The organism is Latilactobacillus sakei (assembly GCA_002953655.1).
Lineage (GTDB): Bacteria > Bacillota > Bacilli > Lactobacillales > Lactobacillaceae > Latilactobacillus > Latilactobacillus sakei_A.
Window position 1 is genome coordinate 472,854 of the sequence record CP025839.1, and the last position, 12,344, is coordinate 485,197.

Sequence of the window (12,344 nt, forward strand, 5' to 3'; positions counted from 1 at the left end):
GGTCGTTCTTTTATTAATGTATCTATTATGTGAAACTAATCTCAAACGTGAATTAGTTTGATTTTCTCATAATGCGCAAGGCGTTTAAAATAGCAATCAAGGTTACGCCAACGTCTGCAAAAACGGCTTCCCACATGGTTGCAATGCCAAATGCGCCTAGTAATAAGAAGATGGCTTTAACGATGAGGGCAAAAGCAATGTTTTGCCAGACGATTTTGCGGGTGAAGCGGGCAATATCGATGGCCGTTGCTAACTTAGTGGGTTCATCGGACATCAAAACGATGTCAGCTGCTTCAATCGCAGCGTCGGAACCTAAACCGCCCATCGCAACCCCGACATCGGCCCGTGCAAGAACGGGGGTATCATTAATCCCGTCACCAACGAAGGCCACTTTGCCGTTTTGCGCACGGTTATCAGTCAGGCTGGCTAAAGTAGCCACTTTGTCTTGGGGGAGTAGTTCACTTTGGTAACGATCAATGCCCAATGATTGGCTGACTTGTTGAGCGATTGCATCGTTATCACCAGTTAGCATCATCGTTTGGCGGATGCCGACTTTTTTCAGTTGTGCAATCGCTGTGGCTGCATCTTTTTTAAGCTGATCTGAAATAACGAGGTAACCAAGATAATCAGTGCCATAAGCAATGTGTACCGCAGTACCGACTTCAGTAGGAGTGAGTGGTGTTAAGCCTTGTTCCTTGAGCCAACTAGCTTTCCCCACTTTTAGGGGCTGGCCGTCAAGGGTCGCACTAACGCCGTGACCCGCAACTTCCGTGACCGCACTTAATGTTTGATCAAGTGGGGCTTGATTGGCAGCAATAATGGATTGGGCAATCGGATGTGTTGAGTGTTGTTCTGCTAAAGCGGCTAGTGCGAGTAAACGTTCTGGTTGATGATCGACAGCGTGAATTGCTGTAACGGTAAAACTGCCTTGGGTTAACGTCCCGGTTTTATCGAAAACAACCGTCCGCACATCGTTTAAAGCTTCGAGGTAATTGCTCCCTTTGACCAGAATGCCATTTTTAGAAGCAGTCCCAATGCCGGCAAAAAAGCCGAGCGGAATTGAAATGACTAGCGCACAAGGACAAGAAATCACTAAGAAAATGAGTGCCCGGTAGAGCCAATCTGAGAAGGGTTGGCCTAAAAAGAGTGGCGGTACAACCGCTAATAATACGGCAAAGCCTACCACGATTGGGGTATAGACTTTCGCAAAGCGGGTGATGAAGTTTTCAGTCGGTGCTTTTTGACTACTGGCATTTTCAACCAGGTCTAAAATCTTAGCGACCGTTGAGTCAGCGTAAGGTTTGGTGACTTGCAGGGTTAAAAGGCCGGATTGATTGATGCTGCCACTCAAGAGGGTATCGCCAACGTTAAATGAGCGAGGGACTGATTCACCAGTGACCGCAGCGGTATCGACAAAACTATTGCCCGCAATGACGGTGCCATCTAGTGGGACTTTTTCCCCGGGTTTGATTAAAATGGTTGCACCAACTGGCACGGCTTCCGGCGCAACTTGTTGGAGGCCTTGGCTAGTTTGTAAGTTGGCAAAAGTCGGTTTAATCGCCACTAAACTGGCGATTGAATCTCGTGAACGATTGATCGCTAAACTTTGGAAATATTCACCGACTTGATAGAACAGCATCACGCCAACTGCTTCAGCATATTCGCCAATCCCAAAGGCCCCAATTGTGGCGACAGTCATTAGGAAGTTTTCGTCAAACCACTGGCCGTGAAGGATATTCCGGATGGCTGTCCAGATAATATCGTAACCGATGAGGACAAAAGCGATTAGTAAGAGGCCGATTAATAGTGGTTGACTAAGCGGTAAGACATAGCTGCCCAATAGTAAGAGACCACTGATGAAAATCCGAATTAAGTCTAGATTAAATTTAAATTTTTTAGGCGGCGTTTGACCGGCAGTTGGTAATGATTTTTGAATGGTAACATCTGGTTCAATTGTTGTTAACAATTGTTGAAGTTCCAATTCAAATGCGCTTGCGGCTTGGTCACCAGTCAATTCATAACTTAGTTTTTGTGTCGCAAAGTTAACCGCGCAAGCTTGGACTTGCGGTAATTTTTGAACATTTGTTTCGATTTTAGTAGCGCAGGCGGCACAATCGATACCTGCTAATTGAATTTGTGTCATTGATGAGTCCTCCTTATTGGTTAATGAACCGTCAATTCGGATCTAAATCGTTATATTTACGAATTAGATATACATATGAGCATATATTCATATGTTACCTCTAAGATAACACCGTCACCTATAAAATGCAACCCGTTTAGTTGCTAGTAGTTTAGCTCAAAAAGAGGCTGCAGCCAAAGTTACTTTGCTGCAGCCTCTTTTAATCATTAGTGTTCGTTAACGTGCGCAATGACTTGTGAGAAGATGTTAATCACATGGTTGTCGGCAAGTGAGTAGTAAACTTCTTTGCCTTCTTTGCGACTCTTAACAAGCTTTGCTTGTTTGAGTACCCGTAATTGATGTGAAATCGAAGATTGTGACATCTCTAAAACGCTGACGATGTCATAAACTCGTAATTCTGATTGGAAGAGTGCGTACAGAATTTTAGCGCGGGTCTTATCACCCAAGATTTTAAAGAGTGTCGAGATATGATCGAGCGTATCTTCTTTCGGAAGTGTTTTTTGCACGGAGCGAATCAGTTGATCGTGGTCGATTGTCATAATAGCCTGCCTTATTAGAATTTAGTGTTAAAAAAAGAATGTTTTAATAGTAGGTTAGTGGGACGGAGTTGTTTGGGTAATTGTCGGTAATAAGCCAAAGCAACAGTTGGTAAGTCGGTATGAGAATCCAATTGGATCAGTGCTTGACGACTTTTGAACCAGCCGGTTGCGGTTTGGAGCCAAACTTGATTACCAACATAGCGGACAGCGAGTATTTTGTGGCGACTATTGGCTAGTAGCTGACCAGTTGTCTGGGTTGGATGTAAAGGACTATTCCAGGTTGCAACGGTCATGGGACTCGGTTTAAGCTGCGCTGTTTTACCTACTAATAAGGAAGCCGCCTGTGCGGTTTGCCCAACATTAATCGCATCACTTAGGACAAAACGGTTAGTGCCAATCCGATAATAGGTCTGATCGGCAACTGTCACAGTTTGAGTCACGTGGTAACTATGCCCTGCTTTAGCCGGTGTTTCAGTGGGAACTTGTGCATAAGGATTTTCAACGGTCGGCAAATCGTGAAGGCTATTGACTTGACCAGTCGTTTCTAAGGATTCAATCTGGGATTGATCTTGGGCGGCTTGGTAATGACGGCCTAGCGCCGGATAATTGGTGACCACACCATCGACGTCGAGGTTAACGAGCCAGTTCCAAGTGGCCTGATTTTCGGCCATTTCATTCCAGACGTAGACTTTCTGGTGAAGGTAGTGCAATTGTTTGATAATTGTTGGCGTGACTAATTCGGAAGAAATATTAATTCCATCCGCATATTTGAAGCTTTCAAACGAAATTCGCTTAAGACTACCCACAATAAAAATGCGGGGAATCTCAGGCATTAATTTTTGCATATTGATTAAGCTTGGAAGCGAAAAAGAGTGAACCATGATCCGCTTTTGCAGATGGTATTTCTGAATGAGCGCGACTAATTTGGCTTCCATATCTTGCGGGTTACCCTTTTTCGTCTTCTTGGTTTCAATTAAAAATTTAGCGTTGGGGTTATGCTGATAGTGTTGGAATAACTGTTCAACACTGTGGACCGGTTCGCCGTTACTCATCTTAAGGGTACTTAATTTGGCAAACGGATTTTGAGAAACAATGGTATCAACACCGGTGACACGTTTTAGATTACGGTCGTGCGAGATGACTAAGACGCCATCTTGGGACTCATGTAAGTCGAGCTCGACATAGTTGGCACCTTGGGAAAAGGCCATATCAATACTTTGGAAGGTTTCTTCTGGCGCATTGATGGGATCACCACGATGGCCAACAACGGTAAAACCTGATAATAAGAGGAAGTAAAAGCAACAAAAGAGCACGATGCCCAGTTGTGATTTGGACTTTAACAAAGTTAACGGCCTCCTAATTAAATTTAAAACTACTAATTAAGATACCATTATTTTTCTAAAAAACCTATCATCGAACAAGAACCAGGTTATAAATTAATCGAATTATTACTAAATAATAATTGACAACGCTTACATTGAGCGGTATATTATGTTTGTAAGGTACTTATGCAATTACCTTTTTATCAATTCTCTTTCTCTCTTATGCCAACCACTGTCTACGGATAGTGGTTTTTTTGCGTACATATTGGTAAAATGAACGTAATTGAAATCGGATTAGAATAGGGAGTCACACTATGGCAGAGAAACAACAAGTGTTTGATATTATTGAAGAAATTACACGCTTAGACGGTTCAACGTACTATGAGTTAGGTAATATTTTTATGAACGGCCGGGCAGAACTCGCCGCTAATCGGGGGTTGATTAAGGGTGTGCGAATTTTGCAATTAAACATTCCACACTCTAATGCCGTGCAAACTTATGAAGATTACATCAACGCTACTTACACGATGCCCACTGTTGATTTTACAGAATGGGAAGAGTGGGAAAAAACACCGGGGCCGGTTGAAGATGCTTTCAAGGAAGTCTTAAAAGCAAATCATATTGGCTAGGTGGTTGATAAAATGATTTATTTTACAGCGGATACCCATTTCTATCATGAAGAACTACTCGGAATGAATGACTTTGCGCCACGACCGTTTGCGGATGTGGCCACGATGAATGAAATCATTGTGACTAATTGGAATCAGTGTGTTCAAGCAACTGATCAGGTTTACCTATTAGGGGACGTTGCATTGGTCCCCAATAAACCGACTGCTTTTGCACAAGTTAATGCTTTGCTCGGCGCATTGAACGGGCAGATTATTCTGGTGAAGGGTAATCATGATAACCGTGCCTTCTTTAAATACTTGAAGAAGCACGATCCAGGGACAGAGGCACACCCGCACTACCGGTTTATCGATGTCGGGGCGCTAATTAAGATTAATCATCGGCAGTATTTCTTGAACCATTATCCGCTGTTACTCGGTAAAGTTAGCCAAACGGTTAACTTGCATGGTCACATTCACCACAATATGTTGCCAATTGCTGAGAATATCAACGTGGGGATTGACGCCCCAGAACGTGAATTATTGAAAGCACCGCTACCATTTGGGACACCTTTATCAGTAGCGGATATTGAGGCAATCTTGACGGCAAAACAAAAGGCGTTAACGCAATTAAAATAAGAGGATGACAAAATGGAAACTATTCACATCTTACACACGAACGACTTGCACTCGCATTTTGAAAATTGGCCTCGAATGCGCCGCTTTTTGTTAGCTCATCAAGCGGCCTATCGGCAAAAAGGTGAAACGGTCTTAACGTTTGATATCGGGGATGCAATGGATCGTAGCCATCCTTTAACTGAAGCAACAGATGGCCAGATTAATACGACCTTGTTGAATCAAATTGGTTATGACGGTGTGACAATTGGTAACAATGAAGGCATTGGCAATAGTCATGAACAATTGGAACATCTATACGATCATGCGAATTTCCCCGTGTTATTAGCAAATCTCTACGAACAATCCTCACAAACGCTCGCTAAATTTGCGCAACCGTACCGCATTATCACAACTGATCAAGGCACGCGGATTGCGGTTGTCGGATTAACGGCGCCATTCTTTTTGACATATCGGCCTAACGGTTGGGATCCGGTCACAATCAGTGAAGAAATGCCGCAATTACTAGCGCAAATCGAAGGACAATATGATGTCTTGGTGTTACTATCACATCTGGGCCTGACCACTGATCAATGGTTGGCAGAACACTATCCTGAAATCGATGTGATCTGTGGCGCCCACACGCATCATCTTTTAAAAGATGGGTTGATGGTGAATCAAACGCTATTGACGGCTGCTGAAAAGTACGGTCATTATATTGGTGATATTACGTTAACCCTCGATGCTAATCATCGCCCGGTTGACCGGAAGGCCCGGACTGTCTTGACGGCCGATTTACCAGAAGAAGCGGGAGATGAAGCTGAAATTGCGGGTTATTTAGCACAAGGCCATGCCCAATTGGCTGCCCAAGTGGTGGCTGACTTGCCAGAAGCACTACCGATTGCTACCATTGGAGAGTCACCGATGATGACGGCCGGGCTAAAAGCGATTGAAGCGGCAACGCAAACGGAAGCCGCTGTTTTGAACACTGGCCTATTTTTAGGTGGACTAGAAGTCGGCTTGGTCACCAAAGATGATTTGCAGAGTCAATTACCGCATCCGATGCATTTAATTAAGGTTACCTTGAAGGGCTACGACTTATGGCGTTTGGTCTTAGAAATGGAGAAAAACCGGTTATTCTTACGCAAGTTTCCGATTAAAGGGATGAGTTTCCGTGGTAAAATCTTTGGAGACATTGTTTATGATGGGATTACAGTGGATATGACATTACGGCGCGTCTTTTGGCATGGTCAGGAGATTGATCCTGAAGCTAGCTATACGTTGACGACAGTTGATCATTACCTCTTTATTCCGTTTTTCCCAACCATTGAAATTGTCGGGGAGACTGAAATTATGTTCCCTGATTTTCTGAGAAATGCAGTTGCTACCTATTTAACACAAAAATATCCCGTTTAAGGGAAGAGGAGGTTCGCCGTGGCGGATACAAAAACAAAACCGAAGATTGCCAAGAAGGTAACTCGGGCGCTTGAAAAAGAAATGATTGCAGCGGCTAAACAACCGGAAGTACCACAGCACGTTGTTGTTAAGAGTGAAACCATGATTGACATCGATAAGTGTGCCTACGAAGTGGTCGCCAATTATCGCGATGGTTTTGATGCTGAAAAGCTAAACGAACGCTATAACGAGGTTCTTGCGAAGTACGATTATATTGTGGCGGACTGGGGTTTTGAACAACTACGCCTTAAGGGATTCTACAAATCAACTAATCGGCGGGCCAATAAGGACCAATTAATTGATACACTCCAAGACTACTTATATGAATATTGTAATTTTGGTTGTGCCTATTTTGTCCTAGAACGACAAGGTAAACCACAGATTCGCAACGAAAATCGCCGTAGTAATCGCCGGCGCGGACCACAGAAACAACGCCGGCAAAAGCAAGGCTTCACGGAACGCAAAGTAACACCTAATCAAAAAGTGGCTAAAGAACAACCGCAAAAAGCGGTCACGGAGAATAAAAAATCCGTTAATAAGCGTCACTTTAAGATTCGACCATTAGAGAGTAATTCCCCAAAGGAAACTGGAAAGTGAGTAACTAAATGACAAAAACAAACTACGCAGGCTATTTAATCGATTTAGACGGGACAGTTTATCGCGGTAGCGAACAGATGCCAGAAGCACGTGATTTTATTGAACGGCTCCAAGCTAAGAACATCCCTTTTATGTTTTTAACGAATAACACCACTAAATCACCCGCAGCGGTGATCAAAAATTTAGCAGATAACCATGATATTCATGCAACCGAAGACCAAGTTTACACCCCATCATTGGCAACGGCGCGTTATTTATTAAATCTAAATGGTGGTCAGGCCAATGGTAAGACCGTATATGTCATCGGCGAGATTGGGTTGAAACAAGCTTTATTAGATGCTGGTTTTAGAACTAACGAATATGACCCAGACTACGTGGTGGTTGGCTTAGACTACGATGTTACTTACCACAAATTTGAATTGGCAACGCTCGCGATTAAACGCGGCGCTCTTTTTATTGGGACGAATGCCGATACCAACTTACCTAATGAACGCGGCTTAGTGCCAGGGGCAGGTTCAGTGATTGCCTTAGTTGAACGAGCAACACAACAATCAGCGCTTTATATCGGTAAACCAGAAAAAATCATTATGGAAATGGCACTCGAACAATTTGGGTTAACTAAGGACCAAGTGGTAATGGTCGGTGATAACTATAATACAGACATCAAAGCGGGCTTAAATGCTGAAATGGCAACCTTATTAGTTTATACGGGCGTTTCAACACCGGCTGATTTGGCAAAAGTCACGGCGCAACCAACGCATATTATCAATAGTTTAGCCGAATGGGAAGTTTAAACGGCGTCAAAAAAACGGGCAACTGGCTAGTTTTTTATCTCAGTATCGTTAGTGGGAGTATTCTAGCGGCGATTGCTATCGGTTGGTTGAGCTATGACTTGGTCAGCCGGCAACTGCATTTGGCAGCGCAAATGCAGATGAGCCAGGCGGCATTAATGCATGAGTTTAACCGCTTGATGCGTTATTTGGTTTTACCGGGTGGACAATCGCTAGTGTTGCCACATTTCAAGATGTCAGCAAATGGCTTAGCGCATTTTAAGGAAGTTAAACACCTCTTCTTATTAACAACGGTCATTTTCCTGGTGACGATTGGACCGGCCCTTAGGAGTTGGCGGCGTGATTTTAAGTCGAGTAGGCAATGGCGCTATATTCGACCGATGCAAGTCGCACTGGTTATGCCGATTGTAATTGGGTTGATTGCCAGTGTTAGCTTTGATCGCTTTTTCGTGTTATTTCATGAATTGCTATTTCGGAACCTCGACTGGCAGTTTGACCCGCTGTTAGATCCTATTATTCTAGTGTTACCCGAGCAGTATTTTATGCTGTGCTTTATCTGCTTTTTTGTCATCCTCGAAGGTCTTTTTCTGATTATTTTGTGGCGGGCAAAGAAGTCATTGAAAATTTATTAAGAAGCTCTAATGATGATTGTTTTAGGATTAATATTCGGTATGCTAGAAAAGTGAGTACCGACAAATGAAAATATAGGAGTATCAACATGACGCAGTTAATTGATTTTGTGTTACATATCGACGCGCATCTGGTCAATATTGTCAATCAGTTTGGCAATTGGACGTATGTGATCTTGTTTGCGATTATTTTTGTAGAAACCGGGGCAGTCATCTTACCGTTTCTACCAGGGGATTCATTATTATTTGCCGCAGCTGCCTTGGCGGCTCGAACAGATAATGATTTGAATATCTGGGTATTTGCCGCACTATTCTTAATTGCCGCAATTGCGGGCGATTCTTTAAACGAACAAATCGGTAAACGAGTTGGGATGGCTGCAACCAAGAGCCGTTTCTTCGGGAAGTTTATCAATACCGAAAAGATTGAAGAGGCCCAGGTCTTCTTTAACAAGTACGGTGGCAAGACGATTACCATTGGTCGTTTCATGCCAATTATCAGAACCTTTGTTCCATTTGTCGCCGGTGGGAGTCAAATGTCATTTGGCAAGTTCTTCCGGTATGATGTCATTGGGAGTATCTTATGGGTTGTCCTTTGTTGCGGGGCCGGTTACTTCTTTGGGAATATCACAGTTGTGAAGGAACATTTCTCATTGGTTGTTTTAGGGATTATCGCTGTTTCACTGATCCCAATGGTCATCACTGCGGTTAAGAGTCAATTAAAGGGCCGTAAAGCTAAATCATAATTAAAAAAGCGCACCGCCTAATTCTCGTTTGAGATCAGGCGGTGCGCTTTTAAATTACATAATAGAAGTACTGTGAAGTGGTTGACGCTTTTCAGGGTAGAGTTTGGTTAAAAGTTCGGTTACAGCAATGGGTGCTTCACCAAAGCCACTCGCAATTAATTTCACCTTACCAGGATAGGTGGCAATATCACCAATCGCATAGATGTTTGGTAAGTTAGTCGCCATTTGCTGGTTAACACTGACTTGGTGATGATCAAGCGTTAAGCCCCAATCACGGAGAATCCGTGTATCGGAGATAAAACCGTAGTTGACGAGTAATTTATCGACCACTAATTGTTCTTGATCAGTTGATTTCATCTTATTGAGTGACAGGGCGAGTTGATGGTCAACTTCTGTGAGACCATCAATTAAGAATGGGGTCTTAATTTGAATGGAAGAGTTCATCAAAGCATCGACACTGCTTTCAAGACCCCGGAACTGATCACGACGGTGGATAATGTAAACTTGTTTAGCCACTTTTTCGAGCATCAGCGCCCAATCAATCGCAGAATCGCCACCGCCAGCAACGGCTACAGTTTGATCTTTAAACTGGGCCATTTCTTTGGCGAAGTAGTGGATATAGTTATTTTCCCATTCAGGTTGATAATCAACGGCTAGTTTTCGGGGGGTAAAGGCCCCATTCCCGACGGCAACAATGACACCGCGTGTACGGGTTGTTCCTTTAGATGTTTCTAAGATATAAGTCCCGTCTTCTTGGGGTAAGATGGCCTTAACAGCCGTTTCTAGTTGGGTTGTCGGTTCAAAGACGGCTAATTGTTCAGCCAAGTTAGCGGTGAGCTGAGCACCAGTAATACCTTTAAATCCGGCCACATCGAAGATTTCTTTTTCAGGATAGAGCGTTGCGACTTGGCCGCCTAGTTCAGGGAGGCTCTCGATGATTTGCACATCGGCTTTACGCATACCAGCGTAGTAAGCAGCAAACATGCCAACGGGACCGCCACCGATTACGGTAATATCAAAAAGATGGTTAGGATCAAGCATAGGATAACTTCCTTCTATAGTAGACTTCTGAAATAGTATACTAGAAAAAAATTAGGAAAGCATGTTAAAAAGAAATAATAATAGTAATTTCTAGATTAATTCGCTATTATATACTGTGAATTAAAAACATTTAGGAGGTCTATCATGACATTTCCACAATTAGATTTAGAAAACTTTGCAGGACCAACAGCAACTTTTGATACCAACCATGGTGAATTCACTGTTGCGCTATTCCCAGAACAAGCCCCTAAGACGGTTGAAAACTTCATCGGCTTAGCTGAAAAAGATTACTATGACGGTATTGTCTTCCACCGAGTAATTAACGACTTCATGATTCAAGGTGGCGATCCTACAGGTACCGGTATGGGTGGCGAAAGTTTATGGGGCCAAGCCTTTGGCGATGAATTTAGCCAAGAACTTTTCAACTTGAACGGTGCTTTATCAATGGCAAATGCCGGTCCTAATACAAATGGTAGCCAATTCTTTATCGTGACTAATGAGCATATCAACCCAAGCATGATGGCGCAAATGCCAGGTGCTGGCTATCCTGAAGAAGTGATCGCAGCTTACGAAAAGGGTGGCACACCTTGGTTAGATCACAAACATACTGTCTTTGGCCAAGTTTTAAGTGGCATGGACGTTGTTAATGAAATTAATGCTGTTGAAACAGGGATGCAAGACAAACCGGTTGATCCAGTGGTTATCAACCATATTTCAATCAAACACTAAAAATGATAATCGTGATACCCAGTTGATGCGTAAACTGGGTATTTTTTATTGGATTTTAATAAAGATAAGGCAGGTTGTTTCAGATGGCTTGCCTTTTACTAAGGACAAGGATTAGAATAGATAGGATAATTAAAGTTGGAGGACAATATGGTTTATCGAATTGGACAAAAAGTGACAGGCACCGTAACAGGGATTCAACCGTATGGTGTCTTTGTGGCATTAGATGAATCAGTTCAAGGCTTGATTCATATCTCAGAGTGCGGTCATGGTTTTGTGAAGGCACTAGACGAACAATTTACAGTAGGGCAGCAACTAGACGTATTAGTGTTAGATGTTGATGAATACACGCATAAGATTAGTTTGTCGTTACGTGCACTTCATAAGGCACAGGATTTGCTACCACAACGAGCAAAGAAGCATTATTGGACTAACCGTCGGATTCAAACCGGCTTTGCACCGATTGCAGAGCGATTACCGGGATGGACTAAAGCAGCAATTGAAGAATTAAACCAAAGGGGTAAATAGATGAGTGCTAAAGTAGCAGGAACAATCATGTATAAGACAAAGCAAGGTCAATATGATTTTTTAGTACAAAAACAAGCCGATACGGATTACAAAATGTTATCAACACATAAAAATTCGGATCAAACACCATTAGCTGCAGTTTTAAACGCCATTAAAGCGACGATTAAAATTGATGTTAATGAGCTAAGATTGATTAATTTAGCCAATATTAACCTTGAAGGTGAGAATGTTTCGTTTTTTGTCTTCCAATGGAGTGAACATCCGGCCGAATTCTATGACGAACAATTGCAAATAATTGCGGAATCGGGTTATCGGTTCGCAAACCCTAGTGAAATCACGGAATTGCTTGATAAATTGGAAGTAACAGGCGTTCCGCACCTAAATTAATTCGGACAATCACTGCATATCTATTCAAAAATGTCCGTTTTTATAACTTTTTACATTTTTATTCAAAAAAATGTAAATAAATGCTTGACGATATATCGGAATGTTGGTATAGTAGTCTATGTTGTCAGCGAGGCAATTGATAATCATCGAAAACAACGTCATCGAATTTAAAAGTTTTGAATATTTATTCAAAAAATATTTAAAAAAAGTTCTTGACAAGTTA

At 42.6% G+C, this 12,344-nt stretch carries 14 protein-coding genes; 10 read left to right on the forward strand and 4 right to left on the reverse strand.

All coding sequences use genetic code 11. The features are described 5' to 3' along the window. Positions 1-52: 52 nt before the first annotated feature. The 3 genes from cadA to C0213_02115 all read right to left on the reverse strand — a co-directional run bounded on the left by cadA (position 53) and on the right by C0213_02115 (position 4,025). On the reverse strand, positions 53-2,143 hold the full coding sequence (gene cadA, locus C0213_02105; GenBank protein ID AUX11280.1) for a cadmium-translocating P-type ATPase: 2,091 nt from the start codon (positions 2,141-2,143) through the stop codon (positions 53-55). Positions 2,144-2,349: 206 nt separating this feature from the next. Then, the gene (locus C0213_02110; protein AUX11281.1) at positions 2,350-2,682 is read right to left on the reverse strand and encodes an ArsR family transcriptional regulator; all 333 of its coding nucleotides are present in this window, start codon (positions 2,680-2,682) and stop codon (positions 2,350-2,352) included. Between the two features lie 14 nt (positions 2,683-2,696). Beyond that, entirely contained in the window at positions 2,697-4,025 is a 1,329-nt protein-coding gene (locus tag C0213_02115; protein AUX11282.1) for a cell surface protein, read from the reverse strand. Between the two features lie 293 nt (positions 4,026-4,318). Between C0213_02115 and C0213_02120 the strand changes: the two genes are divergently transcribed. The 7 genes from C0213_02120 (at position 4,319) to C0213_02150 (ending at position 9,439) form a co-directional block, all read left to right on the forward strand. After that, positions 4,319-4,633 carry a hypothetical protein gene (locus C0213_02120; protein AUX11283.1) on the forward strand — a complete coding sequence of 105 codons (315 nt, stop codon included), beginning with the start codon at positions 4,319-4,321 and terminating at the stop codon, positions 4,631-4,633. Positions 4,634-4,645: 12 nt separating this feature from the next. After that, a complete protein-coding gene (locus C0213_02125; GenBank protein ID AUX11284.1) occupies positions 4,646-5,248 on the forward strand; it encodes a metallophosphatase in 603 nt (200 codons plus the stop codon). Between the two features lie 12 nt (positions 5,249-5,260). Then, complete coding sequence (locus C0213_02130) at positions 5,261-6,640, forward strand: multifunctional 2',3'-cyclic-nucleotide 2'-phosphodiesterase/5'-nucleotidase/3'-nucleotidase (protein ID AUX11285.1); 1,380 nt, start codon at positions 5,261-5,263, stop codon at positions 6,638-6,640. Between the two features lie 18 nt (positions 6,641-6,658). After that, a complete protein-coding gene (locus C0213_02135; protein AUX11286.1) occupies positions 6,659-7,276 on the forward strand; it encodes a DUF1027 domain-containing protein in 618 nt (205 codons plus the stop codon). 8 nt (positions 7,277-7,284) lie between these two features. Further along, a complete protein-coding gene (locus C0213_02140) occupies positions 7,285-8,070 on the forward strand; it encodes a TIGR01457 family HAD-type hydrolase (GenBank protein AUX11287.1) in 786 nt (261 codons plus the stop codon). After that, positions 8,058-8,699: a TIGR01906 family membrane protein gene (locus tag C0213_02145; protein AUX11288.1), complete on the forward strand. Its 642-nt coding sequence runs from the start codon at positions 8,058-8,060 to the stop codon at positions 8,697-8,699. The genes C0213_02140 and C0213_02145 overlap by 13 nt, the downstream gene beginning before the upstream one ends. 86 nt (positions 8,700-8,785) lie before the next feature. Further along, the gene (locus C0213_02150) at positions 8,786-9,439 is read left to right on the forward strand and encodes a cytochrome O ubiquinol oxidase (protein ID AUX11289.1); all 654 of its coding nucleotides are present in this window, start codon (positions 8,786-8,788) and stop codon (positions 9,437-9,439) included. A 54-nt stretch (positions 9,440-9,493) separates the two neighbouring features. Here the strand turns inward: C0213_02150 and C0213_02155 are convergent, their stop codons facing one another. Then, positions 9,494-10,480 carry a ferredoxin--NADP(+) reductase gene (locus C0213_02155; GenBank protein AUX11290.1) on the reverse strand — a complete coding sequence of 329 codons (987 nt, stop codon included), beginning with the start codon at positions 10,478-10,480 and terminating at the stop codon, positions 9,494-9,496. Between the two features lie 144 nt (positions 10,481-10,624). Between C0213_02155 and C0213_02160 the strand changes: the two genes are divergently transcribed. The 3 genes from C0213_02160 (at position 10,625) to C0213_02170 (ending at position 12,121) form a co-directional block, all read left to right on the forward strand. After that, the gene (locus C0213_02160; GenBank protein AUX11291.1) at positions 10,625-11,209 is read left to right on the forward strand and encodes a peptidylprolyl isomerase; all 585 of its coding nucleotides are present in this window, start codon (positions 10,625-10,627) and stop codon (positions 11,207-11,209) included. A 147-nt stretch (positions 11,210-11,356) separates the two neighbouring features. Then, positions 11,357-11,734, forward strand: a complete 378-nt coding sequence (locus tag C0213_02165) for a general stress protein (protein ID AUX11292.1) — start codon at positions 11,357-11,359, stop codon at positions 11,732-11,734. Next, positions 11,735-12,121 carry a hypothetical protein gene (locus C0213_02170; GenBank protein ID AUX11293.1) on the forward strand — a complete coding sequence of 129 codons (387 nt, stop codon included), beginning with the start codon at positions 11,735-11,737 and terminating at the stop codon, positions 12,119-12,121. The last annotated feature ends 223 nt before the right edge of the window (positions 12,122-12,344 follow it).